Source organism: Neopusillimonas maritima, from assembly GCF_003576595.1.
Taxonomy (GTDB): domain Bacteria; phylum Pseudomonadota; class Gammaproteobacteria; order Burkholderiales; family Burkholderiaceae_B; genus Neopusillimonas; species Neopusillimonas maritima.
On sequence record NZ_NQOU01000002.1, the window covers coordinates 713,444 to 734,904 of the forward strand.

A 21,461-nucleotide genomic window follows, 5' to 3' on the forward strand; every position below is an offset into this window, starting at 1 on the left:
TGGGCTTACGCTTAATCAAACACCCAGGTACTGATCAACCAACTCAGGTTGCGCCATCAGCTCGTCGGACGAGCCTCTCCATACAATACGGCCTTTTTCAATCATGTAATGCCGATCGACAAAGTCGTGCATTTCCTTCAGGTTTTTGTCAATCAGTAAAATGGTTTGACCCTGCTCTTTCAATCGCCGCAGGCACGCCCAAATTTCCTGACGAATGACCGGCGCAAGGCCTTCGGTCGCCTCATCCAGAATCAATAAACGCGGATTGGTCATCAGTGCGCGGCCAATGGCCAGCATTTGCTGCTCACCACCTGACAAGGTGCGGGCCGACTGATTTCGGCGCTCATGCAACCGGGGAAACAGCTCATATACCGTGTCAAGCGACCACGGCCCTTGGTGGTCGTTGCGCGCTGTGGCATACAGATTTTCATAAACCGTCAGCGACGGGAATACATGACGCCCTTCCGGGACCAGGCCACACCCCAAACGCGCCATTTTGTGGGGGCGAAAACCATTCACCACCTGCCCATCGAACGTAATGGAACCGGCCTGCAGCGGCAGCATACCCATCAAAGTGCGTACCGTGGTGGTTTTACCCATGCCGTTGCGCCCAATAAGCGACGCCACGCTCTTGTCGGGGATTTCCAGGTCGAGGCCAAACAGTACCTTGCTTTCGGCGTAACCTGATTCGATCTTCTCAGCTTTCAGCATTATTAATTTCCCAGATAAGCTTCGCGCACTTCCGGATGCTCACGCACCTCGTCGGGGGTGCCGGTAAAAATGGTTTGGCCATAAACCAGCACGGTTACCCGGTCGGCCACGGCGAAGACGATGTCCATATCGTGCTCAACCAGCAACATGGCGTACTGACCTTTCAGATCGAGCAGGATGTCTTTCATGAGTTTGGACTCTTCCGCACCCAGCCCAGCCATGGGCTCGTCGAGCAACAGCACCGGTGCATTCAATGACAACGCAATCGCCAATTCAAGCTGACGTTTTTCGCCATGCGCCAGTGACGAAACCAATTCGTTGGAACGGTGCTCCAAGCCCACTTTGCGCAGCGCCTCGTAGGCGGGCTTTCGCAATTCGGCATCTTTACGGGCGTCGAGCCACATATTGAAGCGTTTGCTTGTATGCGCCTGCACCGCCATGGCCACGTTGTCTTCTACCGTGAACTCTTTGTAAAGCTGACTGATTTGGAAAGACCGTGCCAAGCCCACCGCAGCCCGGTTGTGTGCCGGCACCCGGGTGATGTCGTTGCCATCAAGCAGAATTTGGCCCGAATCGGGCATCAGTTCGCCGCTGATTTGGGAAATAAGCGTGGTTTTACCCGCACCGTTCGGCCCGATCAGTGCGTGGATTTCGTCGGAATGAACCGTGAGATTAACGTGGTCGGTTGCAGTCAGTGCACCGAACAACTTACATAAATCGCGCAATTCAAGTTTGGGTGTTTTATCAGTCATAGTGGCGACCTCCAACCAGCCAGCCAAAAATACCGCGGCGGCTGAACAGCACCACGAGAATCAGAATAGGCCCAAGGAACAACAACCAGTTTTCCGTCCAGGCGGCAAGAACCTGCTCAAGCCCAATGTACACGGCCGACCCAATAATAGGCCCAAAGATACTGCCCATCCCCCCCAGAACAATCATGGCCATGAGCTCACCCGATTTCAACCAGGAGGCCATGTCGGGGCTGGCGTACAAAGCATAATTCGCCCAGAGCGCCCCCGCCAGACCGGTACCGGCAGCCGAAATAACAAAGGCGGTAAGTTTGTATCGCATGGGCGCATAGCCCAGGTTCACATTGCGTCGTTCGTTCTGTTTAAAACCGCGCAACACCATCCCGAAGGGCGAATTCACCAAACGGCGGCAAAACCAAACCCAAACAATAAGGAAAAAGACACACAAGTAATAAAACACCGTATCGTTTTCCAGGTCGATAAAGGGCAGTTCGTTGCGGTAGGTAATCAACATGCCGTCGTCGCCGCCATACTGCACCAGACCCACCAGCACAAAGTACAGCATCTGAGCAAAAGCCAGCGTAATCATAATGAACTGCACCCCGCTGGTGCGCAGCGAAAGCACACCAATAAGCAGGCCCAGCCCCGCAGTGACCAGCATGGCCAACGGCCAGATAATCAACGCAGAATTGGTTTCCATAAAGCCGAACAAGGGGTCGACCATGTCCATATGAAAGCCGATGATCGAAACCACATAACCGCCCAGCCCGAAGAACGCCGCATGGCCAAAACTGATGAGTGCACCATACCCCAACACCAGGTCAAGGCTTACCGCGGCCAACGCGTAAATAACGAACCGCGTCACCATGCTGACCAAAAAGCTGTCATCAGTGACATTCGCGATAGGCGGCACCAGCAAGAGCAGGGCAAAAATTAATCCAACAACAATATATTTGCGAGTCATTGTTCACTACCTTTGAGCTGGAAGCAGGCCGCGCGGCTTGAGCAGCAGAACGATGGCCATAAGAATGTAGATACTGGCCGAAACCAGGCTGGCGCTCACCGACCCCGCCGCCGTGGGCGGCAAAATTTGTGACATCCAGATGGGGATATAAGCCCGCCCCAAAGAGTCGGTTAAACCCACCAACAAGGAGCCCACCAGCGCCCCGCGCACAGACCCCACACCCCCCACAATAATGACGACAAAAGTAGTAATGAGAATGCCCTCACCCATGCCGATTTCAATGGCCAGCAAAGGGGCACTCATCACCCCGGCAAAACCACACAGCAACGCGCCCAGCCCGAAAACCAACAGAAACAATCGACGGATATTGATGCCCAAGGCTTCAACAATGTCGCTGTCATCGGCCCCGGCCCGCACCAGCATGCCGACACGGGTACGGGAAATGAGATACCACAAACCCAGTGCCACAATAATGCCGGCCCCAATAAACGCCAGACGCATAACGGGATAATTCAACCCCGGAATAACTTCAACCGAACCCGCGAAAATGGGCGGAATGTCCATATAAGGAGGGCTGCGACCAAACACCAACGTGACCAGCGCATTGGTAAAGAAAATGACCCCCAGTGTCGCCAAAACCTGATCGAGGTGGTCGCGCTGGTAGAGTTTGCTGATAATTAAACGCTCAACAATCAGGCCGTATACCCCCGCACTGACCACGGCGGCAAGTGCGCCGGCAAAAAACGAGCCCGTTAGGGCAACCGCCGACGCCGCACTAAACGCCCCCACCATATAAAACGAGCCATGTGCCAGATTCACGACATTCATAATGCCGAAAATCAGCGTCAGGCCCGCCGACAGCAGGAACAGCAGGGCACTGTATTGCAGGCCGTTCAAAGCCTGCTCGATGAACAAGAACATGGGAACCTTCCAGTGACACCGACAGCACTGTGAACCTGACGCCACCGGACGACGCCTGAGGATGGCCCACCACATTTTCGTGCTGCCGCAGAGTTTTAGAAATTTTCTCTACTTTATACAGAAATGCTTTAACCTTCAAGCTTTTCTAGGGGCACTAATATTGGGAATTATCCCTAGTTCCCTGCAAGTAGCCCCCTTGTCCAAGCCTTTGTCAGACAAGGTCGCGGGGCCTCAGCGTTATCGCGGTTCGAGGCAATTCTCTTTTTTCCAGCCGTACAACCATTCCAATTGTGTATAAAACTGCTCTTGTGACTTCCCTTTCCAGAGCAGATTGCGCACTTGGCGTTCTACGCCTTTGGCGTGATAAATAAGCCCCATCTCACGGGTCGACCACACCACGCGCGCTGTGCGCGGTACGCGAATCGACTCATACAATTTGAACGCCGCTTCGAAATCGCCGTCGCTGCGCGCCACCGCCTCGCCCAGGGTAACGGCATCTTCCAGCGCCATACACGCACCTTGCGCCATATATTGCGTCATGGGATGAGCCGAATCGCCCAATAAGGTACAGCGGCCCATGCTCCACGACTCCACTGGATCGGCGTCGGCTGTCGCCCAACGACGCCACGAAGTGGGGCGGTCAAGCATTTGGGCAGGACGTGGATGAATACCGTCGAAGTATGACAACACTTCTTCCTTGCTGCCTTCCCGCACACCCCATTCTTCCTGCTCGCGGCTATGGAATGTCACCACCAGGTTGTATTGAGCGCCGGCACGCAAGGGGTAATGCACCAAATGGCAACGCGGGCCGGCCCACAGTACCGGTGCGTTAATGCACAAGTCTTCCGGCATGTTTTCCCGGTCAACCACAGCGCGGTACACCACATGACCCGTTACGCGGTGCTGCGCACCAATCGTTTTCGCACGCACTACCGACTTCACGCCGTCGCAGCCGATCAGGGCATCGGCTTTGTACACCTGGCCTTGGGTGTCCTTCACCTCTACGCCGTCTTTGTTGATTTTGACATCTTCAACGTGGGTAGACGTTTTGAACGTGATAAGAGGGTTGTCTTGTACCGCCTCCAGAATCGACAGGTGAATATCAGCGCGGTGAATGACCGCATAGGGGCCGCCAAATTTTTCACGGAAACGTTCGCCCGTTTCCACACGCACCACTTCCGTTGCGTCAATGGCGTCCATCATGGTGATATGGTCGGTGAATACGGCGCGCTCGCGCGCCACCTGCCCCACGCCCAAGGCGTCGAGAGCGGCAAACGCGTTGGGGCCGAGCTGAATACCGGCACCAATTTCGCCAATTTCATCAGCCTGCTCAAGCAACAACACTTCGATACCCTGACGGGTGAGCGACAACGCTGCCGCCAACCCACCAATTCCACCACCCACAATAATGACTTTCTGTTGTGCTGGTTTTGACATGGTTTCCTTACCTCTGTACTTTCAATTAACCGCTTGGTTACGGTTGATAATCGGGCTGGACGGCCGGCGCGGCTGCCTTGAATTCGGGCAGCGATGTGCAATGCTCGTAGACTCTCAGCACACGTGGATACGGTGTGAGGTCACACTTCATGCGCGCGGCATTGGCCACCTGCGGCACCAGGCAGCAATCCGCCAGCGAAACCTGATTATCAAAGCAGTAGTTGCCTGAATCAGCACGCTCCAACAAGGCTTCCAGCGACTTGAACCCCTCGGCAATCCAGTGGTGATACCAAGCGTTCTTTTGCTCTTCGCTCACGCCCAGCTCTTTCACCAAATAGCGCAGAACACGCAAATTGTTCAGCGGATGCATATCGCAGGAAATAAGATTCGCCACCTCGAGTACGCGCGCCCGCTTTTCCAGATCTTCAGGAATCAGGCGTGGCTCGGGAAAACGCGCATCGAGATAATCGGCAATGGCCATCGATTGACCCAGCTCGAACCCGTTATCGTCAACCAGCAAGGGCACATTGGCGGCGGGATTCTTGCGAACGTAATCTTCCGCCTTGTGCTCCATGACCCGGATATTCACCGGATTCAGGTTGAAATCCACTTTTTTCAACGCCAGCACAATGCGAATACGGTAGGAGGTGGAACTGTTGAAAAAACTGTAGAAATCCATATTTACACCACCTTTACAGCAATGGTTCCCAAGCCGTCAACGCTGCCTTCCATGAGGTCACCTTTTACAACCGGGCCCACACCTTCGGGCGTGCCTGTGTAAATCAGATCGCCTTCTTCCAGCCGGAAGTAACGCGACAAATAGCTCACCGTTTCGGCCACATTCCAGATGAGCTTGTCGATGGTGCTTTTCTGCTTGAACTCGCCGTTTACTTTCAAGGCAATTTCAGCTTGTTCCAGATTGTTTACCGTGCCGGCCGGATGCATGGGACCAATAGGCGCACTGTCGTCGAAAGCCTTACCGATTTCCCACGGACGGCCCATTTCACGCATTTTCATTTGCAGGTCGCGACGCGTCATATCCAAACCTACCGCGTAGCCCCAAACGTGCGACAACGCATCGGCTTCGCTAATATTGGAGCCGGCTTTGCCGATGGCCGCCACCAATTCAATTTCGTAATGATAGTTCTCGGTTTCCGACGGATAAGGCACTTCCAGGGTGTCGCCGTACGCCACTGGTTTTACGGAATCGGTAGGCTTGCAAAAAAAGAAGGGCGGTTCACGGTCGGGGTCGAAGCCCATTTCGCGGGCATGAGCGGCATAGTTACGACCTACGCAATACACGCGGCGAACCGGGAACTGCTCAGTGGTGCCGACAACCGGCACGCCAACAACTTCAGGGGCTTTCACAACATAAGACATAATGGGTCTCTCTTTATTTCGATTAATAAAATTGAATTAGTTAAACCAACCCGCGCGTATTCCGCTTAAAAAAGGATTTACAGGCGCTCCTCACGCAACAAACCCAGTGCAACTTGAATCGGACGGTCGGAATAGCTGAACAAAACAGCCTCTTCCTGCACTTCAAAATGCACTTTGTGCCAGGAAGGCACAACGAATACATCACGCGGCGTGAACTCAAACACCTTATCACCAATATACGCTTTGCCGGTACCCTCTACGACACTGAACACGGTGGCGTCGGTAGTGCGATACGCCTTCCCTTTAAACCCCTTGGGCAACAGCTGCATGAAGGTGGCCATGGTGGGCATGGCAAAGCCCCCTGTCGCCGGATTCACGTAGCGCAACTTGATGCCGTCGTATTCGTCTATTTCGCCGTTACGCTGTAACTGATACAAGGCCTCACGGGTGCGCTCGTAGGGATAATTGAAAATCGGCGAGGTCTTGCCGTTTACCTCGTAGTGCACCGGCAACATGTTGTAGCCGTAACGCGCATAACTATCGCCTTCGGGCCGTGCAATCGGCTGTACCGGCTCAGGATAGTTTTCAGCAAAGCCCGTGCCCATCATACGAATGAAGGGAATATCCAGGCCGTCGAGCCACACCACCGGCTCTCCCCCATCGGCCACGGCGGCGTTACCGTGATCGTGCCAGGTCCAGGTGGGCGTAATAATGAAGTCGCCGGGATGCATGGTGGTGCGCTCACCATTCACCGCCGTGTAAGCCCCTTTGCCTTCCACAATAAAACGCAAGGCCGACTGCACGTGGCGGTGGCTGGGCGCCACTTCGCCAGGCAGAATCAGTTGCAGGCCGGCATACAGTGTGGGGGTAATCGAAGCCTGGCCCCGCAAACCGGGGTTTTCAAGAATCAGCACACGCCGCACCGCCTCCTCGGCGGTAATCAGTTCACCCGACTCCATAATGTCGGATCGAACCGCGTCATAACGCCATAAATGCGGCACACATTCCGTGGTGGGCGACTGCGGCACCAAACTGTGCAATGACTCCCATAACGGGGTCATGTCTTTCTTGTCGATCCGCGCGTAGTAAGCCTCGCGCTCGGCTTTGTTCGCAACCGGACTATTCATGGCTATCTCCTTGAAACAGAATCGGAAACCTGGAGTGGTGAAAGACCACGTCGATGGTTACTCCGAATTCCCATACCCTGAATATACGTCGGTTGAGGCGGGATTTGTGTACTTTGTTATATGTTTATCGATGAAATATTTGTATGAGGTATATGTTTTTTTATATTTCTTCGTGAGCCGTCCATACACGATGACGCCTTATTCCGCTCAGCTTTTCTTCCCCACCACCCCACGCTGCACCTGGTCGCGTTCAATCGATTCAAACAGGGCCTTGAAATTCCCTTCGCCGAAGCCTTCATCGCCTTTACGCTGAATAAACTCGAAGAACACCGGCCCCAACACGGTTTCTGAAAATATTTGCAGCAACAGGCGTTTATCATTCTTTTCCGTTGAGCCGTCGAGCAAAATGCCACGTGCCTGCAACGCCTCAACCGGTTCCCCATGGCCCGGCAGGCGCTCTTTCAGCATTTCATAATACGTAGCGGGAGGTGCCGTCATCAACCTAACGCCGGCATTGCGCAAGCGGTCGACAGTATCCATAAGGTTGTCGGTAAGCAAGGCAATATGCTGGATGCCTTCCCCATTGAACTGCATCAGGAACTCTTCAATCTGCCCGCCACCGCCGGCTTCTTCGTTCAGCGGAATGCGGATCTTGCCATCGGGAGCCGTCATGGCGCGCGACGTTAAGCCGGTGTATTCACCTTTGATGTCGAAATAGCGAATTTCCCTGAAATTAAACAAACGCTCGTAGAATCCGGCCCAATAGCTCATGCGCCCCCGATACACGTTATGCGTTAAGTGGTCGATCACTTTCAGGCCGTGCCCGGCAGGGTGAAGCGCCACACCTTCAATAAACTCGAAGTCAATGTCGTAAATGGTCATGCCATCGGTGAAGCGGTCGATCAGATAAAGCGGTGCGCCGCCAATCCCCTTAATGGCGGGCAGACGCAATTCCATTGGGCCAGTGGGAATTTCCAAGGCCTGGGCGCCCAGCTCGAGCGCCCGTTTATAGGCCTTGTGCGCGTCTTTCACCCGAAAAGCCATGCCGCACGCCGAAGGACCATGTTCCGCGGCAAAGTAGGCTGCCAGGCTTTTGGGCTCTTTGTTAATAATGAAGTTAATGCCGCCCTGGCGATACAACACCACATCTTTCGAACGATGCACGGCCACTTTGGTGAAGCCCAGCTTCTCAAACAACGGCTCCAGCACATTCGGTTCCGGTGAGGCGAACTCAACGAATTCAAACCCCATCAAACCCATTGGGTTCTCGAAAAGATCTGCCATGTCGTTCTCCTTAAACGCTTACTGCAACGATACTACAACCCCAGGTAAGCCTCCTTCACGCGAGGGTCGTTCTTCAGATTATCGCTGCTGCCGTGGAGCGTAATGCGCCCATTTTCCACCACGTAAGCTTCATCGGCCAGATTCAATGTGTTGCGGGTGTCTTGCTCAGCAATCAGAATGGAAAGGCCGCTCCTGTTCAGGGAACGTATTGTGTCGAAAACCAACTGCGCCATAATCGGCGCCAAACCCAACGTGGGTTCATCCAATAGCAATAACTTGGGGCGCGCCATCAGGCCGCGCGCAATTGCCAGCATTTGTTGTTCACCGCCGGAAAGCGTGCCGGCCGCCTGACTACGACGCTCTCGTAACCGAGGAAACAATTCATACATTTCTTCAATACGCTGCTTCCAGGTGGGGCGCGCAGCCGGCACGATACCGCCCAGGCGCAGGTTCTCTTCAACCGACAAGTTAGGAAAAACGCGCCGCCCTTCAGGCACCAGCACCATTCCCGCGTTTACCCGCTGATGGCCACGTTGGGCACCCATGCTTTTTCCATCGAACAGCACTTCGCCCTGCGTTACCGGCAACACTCCTGCCAACATCAACATAATCGTGGTTTTACCGGCCCCGTTTGCACCCAGTAAGGCCGTCACGCTTCCTGCGCGCACGTTCAGAGAAACACCATGGATAATTTGCACTTCCCCATAGCCGCCCACCACCTCTTTCAGGCTCAGGATATCTGTGCTCATTTCTGTTCTCCGAAATAAACCTCGTGCACACGCGGATTGTCCGCGATCTCCTGCGGCGTTCCCATTGCAATTCGCTCTCCATGATGCAGCACCACGATTCGATCCGACAATTGCATCAGGGCACGCATCACATGCTCAATGATTAAAATCGTTAGCTTTCGGGAATGATGTTGTTCGCGAATAATGCCAAGCATCTCGCTGACTTCGGGCGGGGTCAGACCCGCCATAACCTCATCAAGCATGACGACCTTGCAACCTGTACTGATCGCGCGGGCAAGTTCCAGTTTCTTTTGCTTGGACAAGGTAAGCGCATGGGCCGGTGTATCGGCCAGGCCCAACATCCCCAAGTCTTTCAAGACGGTCTGGCAATGCGCAACAGCCTGTTGACGATTACGGATCAGAACCGAACCGAACATCGCCGCCGTCAGCAGGTTCTCCATGACCGTCAGGTTTTGGAATGGTTTGACGATTTGGAATGTACGGGCAATGCCTCGTCGACAGACCTGGTCCGGGCGAAGCCCCAGCAACGACTTTCCCTCGAGAAGAACATTTCCAGTCGTGGGTGGCAGATACCCTGCAATCACGTTGAACAACGTGGTCTTGCCAGCCCCATTGGCCCCCATAATGCCCAGGATTTTCCCTTCATCAACCGTCATGGATATTTCAGCCAGCGCCCTTAGGCCCCCAAAGTTCTTACTCACGCCCTCCAGCTGGATTAAGCTCATGAGCCTTCTCCTTGAGCCCGATGCTTGTAATTACGATACCAACCGAGCAAGCCATTCGGTAACTTCACCACAAACACGATCAACAAAATACCCAGGATAATCATGTAGAACTGTGGCGCGTTCGTCCAAAGCAGTTCAGACAGGATAACCAGGAAAATCACCCCGAACAGGGGGCCGCGCGCGTTATCGCCCCCGCCTAAAATCGCCATGACGATCACGGTAATGGAAATCATTGGGTCGAACGCCTGGGTCGCCTCGAAATAGCTTGAGCGCAGCGCCATTACCCCACCCACCATGCCGGGAATAATAGCGGACAAGATGAACGCGATGAGCTTGTATCGCGCTACGGGCACACCAAGTGTTTCCGCCGCCTCTTCGTTCTCGCGCAGCGAACGTAAACCATGCCCGAAGGGTGAGCGATGGACCGTTTCCAGCAACAAGGTCGACGCCACCGCCAGCACTAATACAATCCAGTAAATGGTTTCGATTGGCGGCGTACCAAACAAAAGGCGGCTGGAAATGCCCATTTTGGCCTCAATGGCCATCAGGGAATACTTCACCAACTCAGCCAAGCCAAACGTAAGAATGACAAAATAGGGCCCACGAACCCGCATGACCGGTAAACCCACAACTAACGCGAACAGCGCGCTAATAGCGCCGGCCATGATCAAAGCCAGCCAGAGCGGCATCCATTGCCAGGTCACCACAACCACATAGCTGCCGATCCCGTAAAACACCACCTGGCCCAGCGATATGTAGCCTGTCATGCTAGAGAGCACTGCCCAGCTTTGCGTGAGTGCCAACCACATCAGAATGGCCAAGCCCACGCCAATTGCATAGTCTTGTGCAACAAAGGGAAGAACGGCGAACGCCAGAATCAAACAAACAAAAACCGTTATTTCTTTCAGGGTGACATTCATCGACTGACCCTTTTGGCAAATAAACCCTGCGGCAGAAACATGAGTGTTGCCACGAACACCCCATACAGCAAGACCGAACGTAAATTAGGGGACGTCAAGGCCACACCATAGGTTTCGATGGCCCCCAATAATAAAGCGGCTAAAAATCCACCCAGAATATTGCCCAGCCCACCCAAAATCACAACGATAAAAGCCGCAATCGCCAACGGGAACCCGATAAACGGAGAAAATTGCTCCATCATGCCTAACAGCACACCTGCAACACCTGCCGACGCAAAGCCCAAGGTCAGACTCACAATATGCACTTGCTCGACATTCACGCCCACAATGCGAGCCGCCTCAGGCTGCTCTATCACCGACCGCAAAGCAAGACCAAAAACGCTCCAGCGCAGGAATAGTGTGACCCCGATGCATATCGCCAACGCAACCAAAAGCGCAATAATTCGGTTTCCCGTCATGGCCAGGTCGCCGAACCGATACACATGATCCATGTATTGATAAGCGCGAGGGGTTGCCGTTTCCACCCAAGCCACGATGTTTTGAATTAACAACGAAAGCCCAAAAAACAGCAACAAAGAGTTCGCTTCAAGCCGCTCCCTGCGGTCGACACGCACCAACATGTCTCGCAACAGAAACTTATAGAGCAACACACCAACGATGGCACTGAAGGCCGCGACAACCACGGTGGAGAACAAGGGTGACAGCCCAAAAACGCTGAACAGCCAATAGCCTACGTATGCCCCAACCATCACCAGCTCACCGTGCGCCACATTAAGCAGGCGCATGGTTCCATAAACCAAATTCAGGCCTAACGCGATAATCGCGTAAAGAGCACCTGTTACCAGCGTGGCAAACAGCAACTGCTGCGACAAAAACACATCCACAAAACTCATGCAACACCCCTGTCAGTGTTCCAGGGGCGGCCCATTAGGCCGCCCTTTTTCTTGTTGGGCGCTTATTATTTAATAGCCGCTTTTGGCTGGAACTTGCTGGTGGCAATTGAGTCAGGCCAAATCAGCTTCAGGTGCCCATCCTGAATTTGCAGGAATGCCGTTGGGGTAATAACGTTTTGCACGCCTTCAAACTTCACCTTTCCATTAATGGTTTCAAACGTGTCGGTGGCAATTGTCTCGCGCAGCTTTTCTTTATCCAGACCCACTTTGGCAACCGCTTGCTCCAGAATCTCCAAAGACAAGTAAGCCAGCGAAGCGTTCAAATAGTCGGGCTCCTGGTTGTAGCGTGCAACGTAATTATCGTAAAACTTGCGCGCATTTTTCCATTCTGGGTTATCCGGTGCCCAGTGGCCAATCGTTACAAAACCATTGGCCGAATCACCGAGGGCTTTACGATAAAAAGCAGCCGACGCGCCCAACGCCACGAATTGAAATGGACTGGATATGCCTATTTCCTTAGCCTGCTTGCCATATAAAACAGAATCGCCGGGATAGGAAAGCGCCAACACCGCATCGGGGTTCAACTCTTTGATTTGCGCCAACATGGGTGTCATGTCTTTAATACTGGGCGGGTACTCTGTACTGAACTTTATTTCTATTCCGGCCTTCTTAAGCTCGGGCTCAATAAAGGTTTTCAGCTCTTTGGTCAGCGACAGCACGTTGGCCATGATGGCGACCGACTTAACATTGTTTTGTTGCATCAGCTTGGTCAGTTCCACCGCCATGACATCGGGTATGGCTGCGGTGGGAAACCAAATATAACCGGGCTTCACCTCACGCAACATGACGGAGGCCGATGTGTTTCCAACCACCGGAAATTTATACTTTTCCACGACCGGCGCAAGGGCAATCTGGAACGGCGTGCCCCAGGGCGCAATCAGCAAATCCACCTTATCGTCGGTAATGAGTTTTTCATAGATGCGTACCGACATTTCCGGCCGGGACTGATTGTCGTATTCGACAAACTCAACCAAGCGCTTTTCACCGGCAACGTCGATGCCCCCACGCGCGTTGACCTCATCGCGCCACATTTCATAAACGGCATATTGGTCTTGCGCCGCATTGGCAAACGGCCCCGTTTGCGACATTGAAAAGCCAATACGAACAGGCGGTTTCTCGGCAGCCGCCGCCCCAAACATACTTGCGGCCAGGCCAATACTCAAAGCCACATTCAAAAACGTGCGTCGTGTCGTCATAGTTGTCTCCGATGATGTTTTCATTTATTGCTTACTGAAGGTGTGTTGCCCAGCCACTTCCACTTTTTGTGCGGGGATGTTTAACGCCGTTCCCGTGGCACAATCATTTTCGGATCAAGCACCTTGCCGTCTTCGATGATCCGGTTACCGTCTAGCTCTATGGTGCACCCGCGCATGGGAAGGTCGTAATGGCCGCGCGTTTTGCGTGTGCCCCCCCCCTGCGTATTGGGGCCTGTCGAAAACAGGAAGTTGCCCGGAAACGCTCGTGTTGCCGCGCGGTTTCGCTCGGGCGAATCACCATACAACGCGATGCTGTCCCAACGAGCCTGTGGATTCAAGCCCCAGCCCAAATGCGAAATAGCGAATGGGTCGCGGTCTTCGGGGAAATCCTTACCGTCTTCCAACCACTCGCGCATCAAAGTGGCATCCAGTCCACCCTCGATGGAAACGATATGCCCGTCGCGAACCTCGACAATAATTTCGTCCTGAATGTAGCGGCTGTACGGCAAAATAACAATATCGCCCGGCTGTATATACAGCGTGCCATTTGCGCTACCTTCATTGGGAAACGTATGAAGAAAGCCTGCACCCCAGTGATCGAAATGCCCGGGTTCATCTGCAAACCCGTATTGGCTCATTACGGGGTACTCGCCACGCTCATAAGTAAAGTCGGTTCCGGCCTTGCTGGTTACACGCACCTGCTTTGTATTCTCGTACAGTTTGTGGGCGTGCAGCAGCGCTTCTTTCAAACCGGGCGGAGACTGCAAAGCATATAGATCGTCGGGGGCGTCGATAATCATCTGTATACGAACGCCGTTATCCATTACCTTCTTCAGCCAACTACTGAACAGCGGCACGTGAAATATCAAGACCATGTCACATTGCATCAAGGCCTCCAGCGTGCCCTTGCATTTACCCACTGTTTCCACACCCACGCTGGTCCAGGTAGGGATGGCATTCACGCACATTTCATAAATATCGGCGCCAAGCTCTTCTGCTGCAGCGAATGAGGCCTCAATGTATTCTCGTCGGGTGCCCAGGTCGCTCACAATTGCAATCGTTTCTCCCGGTTTAACCTTGCATAGCTCGAACTGCTTTTTGAACAACCCGGCAAGCTTCGCTGGATTCGTCGATTGCGTTCTGATGTCTGCCTGCAACATGTTGATCTCCTTGCTTTTTCTATGGGCCACCTGAAAAACATCCCACTTTGAACGACTTTACTGACATACCAAAAGCAAGTCAATACCGAATAACGTTCCTTATTTAAGATAATTTGATTACCATGAGGTAACATTAAAAAAATTAGATATTTAGGGGGTGATGTGGCTCAGGTAAAAAAGCCGGAAATGAAGCAGGCAATCTTGGATGCCGCATATAAATGCTTCATGGAATACGGGTATTCCAGTACAAAAATACCCCAGATCGCGAAGTTGGCTGGCTCTTCACCGGCCAACATTTACGTTTACTTTCCATCCAAACTGGAAATTTTGTTCACCTTGTATGAAGGCTGGCTGGACGAACGAATGGCCAAACTGGAAAGAGCCTTAAACCGTTTGAGCACGAACGAACAGAAACTCCAGCGAATTTTGACGACAATGTGGCGAGACTTGCCCGCAGCAGACAAGGGGTTCAGCAACAACCTTATTCAGGCACTATCAACGGCAACAAGTAATGAAGGCTACAGCCCGGCGCTACGGCTTTCAGTAGAAAACAGACTATGCCAGATGTTGAGCAACAGCTTGTCGAATTTGGCCCCTGAACGAATCCAGGCCATTGCAACATTGCTATTAATGGCCTTCGACGGACATGCTATTAATTTTTATCTTACAAAGAAGAAAATTACATCAAAGGCGGATCTCGACTTCTTCAGTAAACTCATACTCTCGTATGCTGAACCGCAGAACTAACGGCATTTCAAACGATGAAGACAACCACCACCCAACTTGGCCAGGTTAAGATCTCGCGCATCATTGAATCAAGCGACCCACTGCTTCGCCCTGCAGAGATTTTCCCCGATTCCGATCCAGACATAATCGCCCGAAACATCGACTGGCTGGTACCGCATTTTTACGATCCGGAGACCGACAAACTGGTCATTACGATTCAGTCGTTTTTGCTGGAAACAGAAACCCACAAAATCTTGATTGACACCTGTGTGGGCGACTGCAAACAACGCGTTCGATCAGAGTTCCACGAACAACAATGGAACTGGCTGAAAGGGCTGGAAAGTCTGGGCCTTGGCGTTGAAGATATCGATATCGTTTTATCAACGCACATGCACGTTGATCATGTTGGCTGGAATACACGCTTCAACGGCAAAGAATGGGTACCCACTTTCCCCAATGCACGCTATCTGTTCACCGCCCCGGAATGGGATTACTGGAAAGAAAATGAGGGGCACCCGGCGCTGGTTCGCTCGGGCGACTACATTGGCGATTCAGTATGGCCCCTGTTCCACGCCGGCCAGGCTGATTTGGTCGACATGGATCACGAAATCGTACCTGGAATCCGATTGGTTCCCTTGCCAGGGCACACGCCCGGGCATGTGGGCGTTGAAATTGACGATGTGTCAGAGCCAACCCTTATTACAGCCGACCTTTTCCACCACCCTTTGCAATGCTGTTACCCGCACTGGAACACACGGTTTTGCCTCGATCCGTTGAAGTCACGCGCCACCCGTTTAAATGCCATGGCCGAGCTGGCACACAAATGCACCACGGTTATGCCGGCACACTTTCCTTCGCCGAACGCAGGAAAAATCGAGGTTGTAAAACACGATGACCCCGATGCAGCCCGGGGGCATGTGTATCGGTATCGGTTTGTGTAAGCAAAGAAAGGTTAAATAATGGATATTGAACGCTACCCCGCACAAGAACCGTTTAACGAGAACATGGTTAAGTACCATGCCTATCTGCTTGAACGGGCCAAGGGCCTGAAACCCATTGAAGTCAATTACGGCGAAGATCCTTATCAAAGCATCGGCATTTTCCCTGCCGAAAACCCCGACGGCCGCGTGCTGCTTTTCTTTCACGGCGGTGGCTGGACTAACGGCTACAAAGAATGGATGTACTTCATCGCCCCCGCGCTGAACAAACTGGGTATCACGTTTGCCTCAGCAGGCTATCGTCTGGCACCCAATCATTTGTTCCCCGTTGGCTTTCAAGACGCCGCCCGTGCGCTGGATTGGGTCAGCAAAAACATCAGCGAATACGGCGGCGATCCCAAGAAAATTTTTGTCAGCGGTCATTCGGCGGGCGGACATTACGCCGCCCTTCTGGCCGTTGTTGAAGAGGCGGTGCCCGGCATGGCGTGTTCCGCTCAAGTAAAAGGCTGCGCGCCCATATCGGGCATTTATTATTTTGGTGAAGATGCAGGGATGGCGATTCGGCCCCGTTTCCTGGGGCCGCCCGAGGTGGGCGCCGACACCGCCGCGTCATCCATAAAAAATCTGAAATCGGGGTTACCGCCCTTCCTGCTCACGTGGGGAGAAGAAGACTTCCCGCATTTAAAGCGCCAAGGCCAGGAAATGGAAGCCGCGCTGAAGGCGCACGACATTCCGGTTGAAACGCTTGAGTTGCCGGGGTGCAACCACTTCACGGCAAGTTATGCGGCTGGGGATGTGGACGGTTTGTGGGCGACCGCTCTCAATGACTGGTCAAACAGGCTTTTAAAGCGCTAACCCCGTTTTCACATCCCCTTAACCGACTCCGGCACTGGATACCGCCTTGTATACGGCCCCGCCTTCATGACCTGGCCCGGTACCTCATGCCCCACAATCTCGGGCAACAAGCGTGCAATATCCAGCAACGGCTCCAGCGCCACACCCGTGTCATAGCCCATGGCCTCCAACATATGCACCATGTCTTCGGTGCAAACATTGCCGCTGGCGCCCGGCGCATAAGGGCAGCCGCCCAAGCCGCCCAACGAGGCGTCGAAGCGATCCACCCCGGCACTGAGCGCAGCCATCACGTTGGGCAAGCCCATTGCACGCGTATCGTGGAAATGCAGCGTTAACAGCAAAGAAGGCCAGCGTTTGCGTACCCGCTCACACAACTCGCGCACCTGGGTGGGGTTGGCCACGCCCGTGGTGTCACACAGGCTCACACCCTGAATGCCCATATCAACATAACGCTGAATTAAATCCATCACGCGGTCGGCCGGCACTTCACCTTCAAAAGGGCAACCAAAGGCCGTTGACACCGAAGCATTCAACATCGCCTTATCGCCGGTAAAATCCGCCACCTTCTGAAACTGCTCCAGCGATTGCTCGGGCGTCATGCGGATATTGGCCAGGTTATGCGTTCGGCTGGCCGACATGAATAAATTGATTTCATCCACATTGCAAGCCAGCGCGCGCTCGCAGCCACGCACATTGGGCACCAGCGCCGCGTACACCACGCCGGGCATACGGTCGATTTGGCTCATCACGGCCTCGGCATCCGCCAGGTTGGGAATAGCTTTGGGCGAAGTGAATGAGGTGACTTCAATTTTGGCCAAACCAGTGCGGCTTAACGCGTTGATGAGTTCGATTTTCTGTTCCGTAGGGACGAACTTGGCCTCAATTTGAAACCCGTCACGTACCGATACTTCCTGTATGTAAACACGTTGTCGTTCTTGCATATCCATTTCCTGTTTCGGGCCCACCGCAGCCATTACGCCAGGCCGGCCTGTTTCATTTTTTCGTACTGTTCGGGCGTCACACCAATGGATTCCAGCACTTCGCGAGTGTGCTGCCCCAATTCCGGACCCAGCCAACGGGTGCGGCCCGGGGTTTGGCTGAGCTTGGGCACAATGCCGGGCAAGTCGATAGGTGCGCCATCGGCCATTTCAAAACGCTGAATCATTTCACGCGCCTGATAATGCGCGTCTTCATAGATATCTTTGGCGGTATAAATACGCCCGCACGGTACCGATGCGGCATCCAATGTGTCCAGCACATACTGCAATTGATTTTCGGCAGCCCAGTCGCCAATGACGCCGTCCAGCATTTCCGTATGCCGCGCACGGCCGTCGTTATGTTCAAGCTCTGGGTTCTCGGCCAAATCGGGCCGGCCAATGGCATTCATCAGCCGCTTGAAAATCCCGTCGCCGTTGCCGGCAATCGCCACATAGTTGCCGTCTTTACACAAATAGGTGTTGGACGGCACGATACCCGGCAGCGCCGCGCCGGTTCGCTCGCGTATGGTGCCCGTGGCGGCGTATTCGGGAATCAGGCTTTCCATCACGGCAAACACCGCTTCGTATAAGGCCACATCAATAAACTGACCCTGACCTTTATTGGCTTTAATGTGATACAGCGCCATCAGCGCCCCCACCACCCCATACAGCGAAGCCAGCGTATCGCCAAGGCTCACGCCGGTGCGTACCGGTGCACGATCGGGGTAGCCCGTGACATAGCGCAACCCGCCCATGCATTCCGCAATCGCTGCGAACCCCGGTTTTTGACTATACGGGCCGGTTTGCCCATAGCCTGAGATACGCACCATGATTAAAGACGGATTCAATTCCGACAAGGTTTCCCAACCCAAGCCCCATTTTTCCAACGTACCGGGCCGAAAGTTCTCAATCACGATATCGGCCTCAGCCGCCAACTTGCGCACCATCTCCTGCGCCTCGGGATCTTTCAAATTCAGCGTAACCGACTTCTTGTTTCGACTCTGCGAATACCACCATAACGACGTGCCGTTGTGCAGCTTGCGCCAGGTGCGCAACGGGTCACCCGTTTCCGGGGGTTCAATTTTGATCACCTCAGCGCCAAATTGCGCCAATAACGTACTGGCATACGGGCCGGCAATCAGCGCGCCAAGTTCCAGTACCTTAACGCCTTCCAGCGCCATGGGGGTTTCCTGCTTATCCTGCGTCATAGCTTCCTCATTCTTTACGCTTTCCGTCATCTTCCCGTTAACCGACCTTGACTGTAAAGCGGTTATTTTCGATACCATCATCGTTTTATGCGATGATGAATCTATAAACCATCAAAATTGACCCCTTATTATCGCTTTTTGTTATGGCTTTGGATCCGAAATCGCTCAAACTGTTTATCCGCGTCATTCAGGCCGGCACCATTAGTGCGGCGGCTGAGCAAGAACACATTGCTGCGGCCGCAATTAGCCGACGCATTAGCGATCTTGAAGAGCAAATGGGTGTCGCACTGGTGGAACGCAGCAACAAAGGCTTGAAGGCGACACCGGCCGGCCGCGCGTTAATTGATCGTGCGCACCGCATCCTTAACGATCTGGGCGCACTGGAAACCCATATTCAGGATTATGGTTCAGGTGAAAAAGGCTATGTCCGAATTCACGCCAATCTATCGGCCATCAACCAATTTCTACCCGCAGAATTGGGCGCCTTTCTTAAAAGCTACCCCCACATTCAAATCGACCTGGCCGAACGCATGAGCACGGAAATTGCGCAAGCGGTAGCCGAGAACACGGCCGACATCGGCGTGTTGGTCATGGATGAACCCATTAAAGACTTAACGTATTTACCCTACCGCTCCGACGAACTGGCCATTATTACGTCGCGGCATCATCCGCTGGCCAAACGGCGCAAGGTCCGTTTCGAAGAAACTCTAGACTTCCCTTATGTGGGGTTACCGCACGGCAGCCAGATGAACCTGCAATTAACCCGCTCCGCGCTGGCCCTGAACCGCACCTGGCGCTGCCGCTTTCAGGTTTCCGGTTACGACGCCCTGTGTTTAATGGTGGAGGCGGATCTGGGCACCGGCATCTTGCCGCGCCGCGTTGCGCAAACACAGGCCAAGGCCCTGCACATTCGCATACTCGAACTGGATGAGCCCTGGGCAAAACGGCAATTGCATTTATGTGTCCGGTCTCGGGCCTCGTTATCGCCGGCTGCGCAATTATTGGTTGCGCACATGGCGCACAACTATGTTAGCCCTGCAACGACTTAATCTGCTGAATCAACGCATCGGTTTCCAGCACATCGGCGTATTTCGCATGCATGTCCAGCAAGCTCATAGCATGGCTGGACTGCAGGCGATCGAAGCAGGCGTCGGCGGCCACGGCAATCCGATAATTCGCACTGAAGCCGTCGACCACGGTTGCCCGAACACAACCCGACGTGCTTCCGCCCGCCACCACCAGTGAATCGGCGCCGACCAACGTTAAATAGGATTGCAGCGGCGTGGAGAAAAATGCCGAGGGTTTTTGTTTTCCGATGACAATATCGCTTTCGCGCGGCGCAATCGCCTCAACGATATCGTCATGATGATGCGCGGAAACCGGCGGTGGTGCCTCTTCAGGGCGTGAACGGGCATGCTTCCATAACCACGACCCCATATCCCATTTATCGTCACGGTAAGCACCCCGGGTATAAAAAACGGGGCGCTGCTGCGCACGAAACACGTTCAACAAACGTTCAATTTGCGCCAGTGCCAGCCAGGCCTCTTCCCCGCATGAATTAGGCCAGCGCTTGATTGACTCCAGAACAGGCTCGGGCCGATCACCACAAAAACCATAGGTGGCGTCCACCACCAGTAATACGGGCCGTTGCCCCAAACCCATGGTGGCACCGTAGCCCGATTGCGACATGACATCGCGATCGCGCTCGGGTAACGAAGAAAGTAGCGTATCAATCAGACCCATCTGAAATCCTGTTAACTGTAAAGCCCGGCCAGACCATTCACTTGCTCAACGCGTTGCAACTTGCGTACAAAGTAGTGCCAGGAATGCTCAACGTGCACCGAGGTCATAATCTGATGACGTCGGCGCTCTCGAATTTCAGCGTCTGGAAAACCGGCATCGGCGCGAATCTGCATCCCTTGTACATGCGTGCGGGCGGCTTTTTCAAGGAATACACCCACACACACCGCATGGGCAATTGACGTACCGCAGAAAGTCACGCCGTGATTGGCCATCAGCACGGCAAAATGCGCGCCTAACGTTCGCGCCAGGGCGATACCGTCGTCTTTGGTTTTCAGCAACGCCACGTCGTCACTGTGGCAGGGCAGTGCGTCGAAATAATCGGCATCCAGCGTAAACGGCAACAACTCGGTATCAAAAGCCGACAAAACACTGGCGTAGAACGGATGAGTATGAGCAACCACCTGCACATCGGGGCGCAAACGCAAAATTTCCGAATGAATCGGCCACTCGGAGTGTAAACCGCCTTCCCCGGCCAGCTTCTCGCCGTCGAAACTCACCAGCACAAAATCCTTGTGCGTCAGAATTTCACCCAACCCGCGCGCATTGCGCTTTAACCAAAACCCACGTCCTTCGGGGTCACGCAAAGACAAATGACCTAATGTCATATCGCCGTGACCCTCCATTTCCAATACACGACACGCAATGGCCAATTGATCCAGTTGTTCTTCAAGCACCATG

General features: G+C 53.7%; 23 protein-coding genes. 4 read left to right on the forward strand and 19 right to left on the reverse strand.

The genetic code is table 11. The annotated features are described in order from the left end of the window. Positions 1 to 15: 15 nt before the first annotated feature. The 15 genes from CJO09_RS08375 to CJO09_RS08445 all read right to left on the reverse strand — a co-directional run bounded on the left by CJO09_RS08375 (position 16) and on the right by CJO09_RS08445 (position 14,276). Positions 16 to 711 (reverse strand): ABC transporter ATP-binding protein, encoded by a 696-nt coding sequence (locus CJO09_RS08375; protein WP_119441927.1) that lies wholly within the window; start codon positions 709 to 711, stop codon positions 16 to 18. Between the two features lie 2 nt (positions 712 to 713). Continuing rightward, positions 714 to 1,463: an ABC transporter ATP-binding protein gene (locus tag CJO09_RS08380; protein WP_119441928.1), complete on the reverse strand. Its 750-nt coding sequence runs from the start codon at positions 1,461 to 1,463 to the stop codon at positions 714 to 716. After that, positions 1,456 to 2,424: a branched-chain amino acid ABC transporter permease gene (locus CJO09_RS08385; protein ID WP_119441929.1), complete on the reverse strand. Its 969-nt coding sequence runs from the start codon at positions 2,422 to 2,424 to the stop codon at positions 1,456 to 1,458. The genes CJO09_RS08380 and CJO09_RS08385 overlap by 8 nt, the downstream gene beginning before the upstream one ends. Positions 2,425 to 2,430: 6 nt before the next feature. Next, positions 2,431 to 3,345 (reverse strand): branched-chain amino acid ABC transporter permease, encoded by a 915-nt coding sequence (locus tag CJO09_RS08390; RefSeq protein ID WP_114419051.1) that lies wholly within the window; start codon positions 3,343 to 3,345, stop codon positions 2,431 to 2,433. A 237-nt stretch (positions 3,346 to 3,582) separates the two neighbouring features. Continuing rightward, positions 3,583 to 4,782 carry a 3-hydroxybenzoate 6-monooxygenase gene (locus CJO09_RS08395; RefSeq protein ID WP_119441930.1) on the reverse strand — a complete coding sequence of 400 codons (1,200 nt, stop codon included), beginning with the start codon at positions 4,780 to 4,782 and terminating at the stop codon, positions 3,583 to 3,585. A gap of 37 nt (positions 4,783 to 4,819) precedes the next feature. Continuing rightward, entirely contained in the window at positions 4,820 to 5,461 is a 642-nt protein-coding gene (maiA, locus tag CJO09_RS08400) for a maleylacetoacetate isomerase (protein WP_119441931.1), read from the reverse strand. Positions 5,462 to 5,463: 2 nt separating this feature from the next. Next, a complete protein-coding gene (locus CJO09_RS08405) occupies positions 5,464 to 6,162 on the reverse strand; it encodes a fumarylacetoacetate hydrolase family protein (protein WP_119441932.1) in 699 nt (232 codons plus the stop codon). A 77-nt stretch (positions 6,163 to 6,239) separates the two neighbouring features. Next, a complete protein-coding gene (gene gtdA, locus CJO09_RS08410) occupies positions 6,240 to 7,289 on the reverse strand; it encodes a gentisate 1,2-dioxygenase (protein WP_119441933.1) in 1,050 nt (349 codons plus the stop codon). A gap of 207 nt (positions 7,290 to 7,496) precedes the next feature. Continuing rightward, complete coding sequence (gene hppD / locus CJO09_RS08415; protein WP_119441934.1) at positions 7,497 to 8,573, reverse strand: 4-hydroxyphenylpyruvate dioxygenase; 1,077 nt, start codon at positions 8,571 to 8,573, stop codon at positions 7,497 to 7,499. Positions 8,574 to 8,605: 32 nt separating this feature from the next. Further along, on the reverse strand, positions 8,606 to 9,322 hold the full coding sequence (locus tag CJO09_RS08420) for an ABC transporter ATP-binding protein (RefSeq protein WP_218961042.1): 717 nt from the start codon (positions 9,320 to 9,322) through the stop codon (positions 8,606 to 8,608). Beyond that, positions 9,319 to 10,047 (reverse strand): ABC transporter ATP-binding protein, encoded by a 729-nt coding sequence (locus CJO09_RS08425; RefSeq protein ID WP_119441935.1) that lies wholly within the window; start codon positions 10,045 to 10,047, stop codon positions 9,319 to 9,321. Before CJO09_RS08425 ends, CJO09_RS08420 begins: the two co-directional genes overlap by 4 nt. Beyond that, a complete protein-coding gene (locus CJO09_RS08430) occupies positions 10,044 to 10,967 on the reverse strand; it encodes a branched-chain amino acid ABC transporter permease (RefSeq protein ID WP_119441936.1) in 924 nt (307 codons plus the stop codon). The genes CJO09_RS08425 and CJO09_RS08430 overlap by 4 nt, the downstream gene beginning before the upstream one ends. Continuing rightward, a complete protein-coding gene (locus tag CJO09_RS08435) occupies positions 10,964 to 11,860 on the reverse strand; it encodes a branched-chain amino acid ABC transporter permease (protein WP_119441937.1) in 897 nt (298 codons plus the stop codon). Before CJO09_RS08435 ends, CJO09_RS08430 begins: the two co-directional genes overlap by 4 nt. Before the next feature lie 65 nt (positions 11,861 to 11,925). Beyond that, positions 11,926 to 13,116 (reverse strand): amino acid ABC transporter substrate-binding protein, encoded by a 1,191-nt coding sequence (locus tag CJO09_RS08440; protein ID WP_158582740.1) that lies wholly within the window; start codon positions 13,114 to 13,116, stop codon positions 11,926 to 11,928. Between the two features lie 80 nt (positions 13,117 to 13,196). Then, on the reverse strand, positions 13,197 to 14,276 hold the full coding sequence (locus tag CJO09_RS08445; RefSeq protein ID WP_119441939.1) for a 2,5-dihydroxypyridine 5,6-dioxygenase NicX family protein: 1,080 nt from the start codon (positions 14,274 to 14,276) through the stop codon (positions 13,197 to 13,199). Between the two features lie 162 nt (positions 14,277 to 14,438). Between CJO09_RS08445 and CJO09_RS08450 the strand changes: the two genes are divergently transcribed. Genes CJO09_RS08450 through CJO09_RS08460 form a run of 3 tightly spaced genes read left to right on the forward strand, consistent with a single transcriptional unit; the run spans position 14,439 to position 16,795 of the window. After that, a complete protein-coding gene (locus CJO09_RS08450) occupies positions 14,439 to 15,023 on the forward strand; it encodes a TetR/AcrR family transcriptional regulator (protein WP_119441940.1) in 585 nt (194 codons plus the stop codon). 14 nt (positions 15,024 to 15,037) lie between these two features. Continuing rightward, positions 15,038 to 15,943, forward strand: coding sequence for an MBL fold metallo-hydrolase (locus CJO09_RS08455; RefSeq protein WP_119441941.1), 906 nt, complete (start codon positions 15,038 to 15,040; stop codon positions 15,941 to 15,943). 18 nt (positions 15,944 to 15,961) lie between these two features. Beyond that, positions 15,962 to 16,795 carry an alpha/beta hydrolase gene (locus tag CJO09_RS08460; RefSeq protein ID WP_119441942.1) on the forward strand — a complete coding sequence of 278 codons (834 nt, stop codon included), beginning with the start codon at positions 15,962 to 15,964 and terminating at the stop codon, positions 16,793 to 16,795. Positions 16,796 to 16,803: 8 nt separating this feature from the next. On the opposite strand, the gene CJO09_RS08465 is transcribed toward CJO09_RS08460, so the two are convergent. Both CJO09_RS08465 and CJO09_RS08470 read right to left on the reverse strand, forming a co-directional pair. Further along, a complete protein-coding gene (locus CJO09_RS08465; RefSeq protein WP_119442004.1) occupies positions 16,804 to 17,736 on the reverse strand; it encodes a hydroxymethylglutaryl-CoA lyase in 933 nt (310 codons plus the stop codon). 32 nt (positions 17,737 to 17,768) lie between these two features. Further along, positions 17,769 to 18,980, reverse strand: a complete 1,212-nt coding sequence (locus CJO09_RS08470) for a CaiB/BaiF CoA transferase family protein (RefSeq protein ID WP_245961268.1) — start codon at positions 18,978 to 18,980, stop codon at positions 17,769 to 17,771. Between the two features lie 143 nt (positions 18,981 to 19,123). Here CJO09_RS08470 and CJO09_RS08475 point away from each other — a divergent pair, with 143 nt between their 5' ends. Then, the gene (locus tag CJO09_RS08475; protein WP_119441943.1) at positions 19,124 to 20,029 is read left to right on the forward strand and encodes a LysR family transcriptional regulator; all 906 of its coding nucleotides are present in this window, start codon (positions 19,124 to 19,126) and stop codon (positions 20,027 to 20,029) included. Here CJO09_RS08475 and CJO09_RS08480 read toward each other — a convergent pair. After that, on the reverse strand, positions 20,010 to 20,723 hold the full coding sequence (locus CJO09_RS08480) for an isochorismatase family protein (RefSeq protein WP_119441944.1): 714 nt from the start codon (positions 20,721 to 20,723) through the stop codon (positions 20,010 to 20,012). The genes CJO09_RS08475 and CJO09_RS08480 overlap by 20 nt on opposite strands. An 11-nt stretch (positions 20,724 to 20,734) precedes the next feature. Continuing rightward, positions 20,735 to 21,460: a class II aldolase/adducin family protein gene (locus CJO09_RS08485; protein WP_119441945.1), complete on the reverse strand. Its 726-nt coding sequence runs from the start codon at positions 21,458 to 21,460 to the stop codon at positions 20,735 to 20,737. Between the last annotated feature and the right edge of the window lies 1 nt (position 21,461).

Coding starts and splice junctions, on each gene's coding strand:
- CJO09_RS08375 (WP_119441927.1), bottom strand. CDS start 711: ATGCTGAAAGCTGAGAAGATCGAATCAGGTTACGCCGAAAGCAAGGTA.
- CJO09_RS08380 (WP_119441928.1), bottom strand. CDS start 1,463: ATGACTGATAAAACACCCAAACTTGAATTGCGCGATTTATGTAAGTTG.
- CJO09_RS08385 (WP_119441929.1), bottom strand. CDS start 2,424: ATGACTCGCAAATATATTGTTGTTGGATTAATTTTTGCCCTGCTCTTG.
- CJO09_RS08390 (WP_114419051.1), bottom strand. CDS start 3,345: ATGTTCTTGTTCATCGAGCAGGCTTTGAACGGCCTGCAATACAGTGCC.
- CJO09_RS08395 (WP_119441930.1), bottom strand. CDS start 4,782: ATGTCAAAACCAGCACAACAGAAAGTCATTATTGTGGGTGGTGGAATT.
- maiA (WP_119441931.1), bottom strand. CDS start 5,461: ATGGATTTCTACAGTTTTTTCAACAGTTCCACCTCCTACCGTATTCGC.
- CJO09_RS08405 (WP_119441932.1), bottom strand. CDS start 6,162: ATGTCTTATGTTGTGAAAGCCCCTGAAGTTGTTGGCGTGCCGGTTGTC.
- gtdA (WP_119441933.1), bottom strand. CDS start 7,289: ATGAATAGTCCGGTTGCGAACAAAGCCGAGCGCGAGGCTTACTACGCG.
- hppD (WP_119441934.1), bottom strand. CDS start 8,573: ATGGCAGATCTTTTCGAGAACCCAATGGGTTTGATGGGGTTTGAATTC.
- CJO09_RS08420 (WP_218961042.1), bottom strand. CDS start 9,322: ATGAGCACAGATATCCTGAGCCTGAAAGAGGTGGTGGGCGGCTATGGG.
- CJO09_RS08425 (WP_119441935.1), bottom strand. CDS start 10,047: ATGAGCTTAATCCAGCTGGAGGGCGTGAGTAAGAACTTTGGGGGCCTA.
- CJO09_RS08430 (WP_119441936.1), bottom strand. CDS start 10,967: ATGAATGTCACCCTGAAAGAAATAACGGTTTTTGTTTGTTTGATTCTG.
- CJO09_RS08435 (WP_119441937.1), bottom strand. CDS start 11,860: ATGAGTTTTGTGGATGTGTTTTTGTCGCAGCAGTTGCTGTTTGCCACG.
- CJO09_RS08440 (WP_158582740.1), bottom strand. CDS start 13,116: ATGACGACACGACGCACGTTTTTGAATGTGGCTTTGAGTATTGGCCTG.
- CJO09_RS08445 (WP_119441939.1), bottom strand. CDS start 14,276: ATGTTGCAGGCAGACATCAGAACGCAATCGACGAATCCAGCGAAGCTT.
- CJO09_RS08455 (WP_119441941.1), top strand. CDS start 15,038: ATGAAGACAACCACCACCCAACTTGGCCAGGTTAAGATCTCGCGCATC.
- CJO09_RS08460 (WP_119441942.1), top strand. CDS start 15,962: ATGGATATTGAACGCTACCCCGCACAAGAACCGTTTAACGAGAACATG.
- CJO09_RS08465 (WP_119442004.1), bottom strand. CDS start 17,736: ATGCAAGAACGACAACGTGTTTACATACAGGAAGTATCGGTACGTGAC.
- CJO09_RS08470 (WP_245961268.1), bottom strand. CDS start 18,980: ATGACGCAGGATAAGCAGGAAACCCCCATGGCGCTGGAAGGCGTTAAG.
- CJO09_RS08475 (WP_119441943.1), top strand. CDS start 19,124: ATGGCTTTGGATCCGAAATCGCTCAAACTGTTTATCCGCGTCATTCAG.
- CJO09_RS08480 (WP_119441944.1), bottom strand. CDS start 20,723: ATGGGTCTGATTGATACGCTACTTTCTTCGTTACCCGAGCGCGATCGC.
- CJO09_RS08485 (WP_119441945.1), bottom strand. CDS start 21,460: ATGGTGCTTGAAGAACAACTGGATCAATTGGCCATTGCGTGTCGTGTA.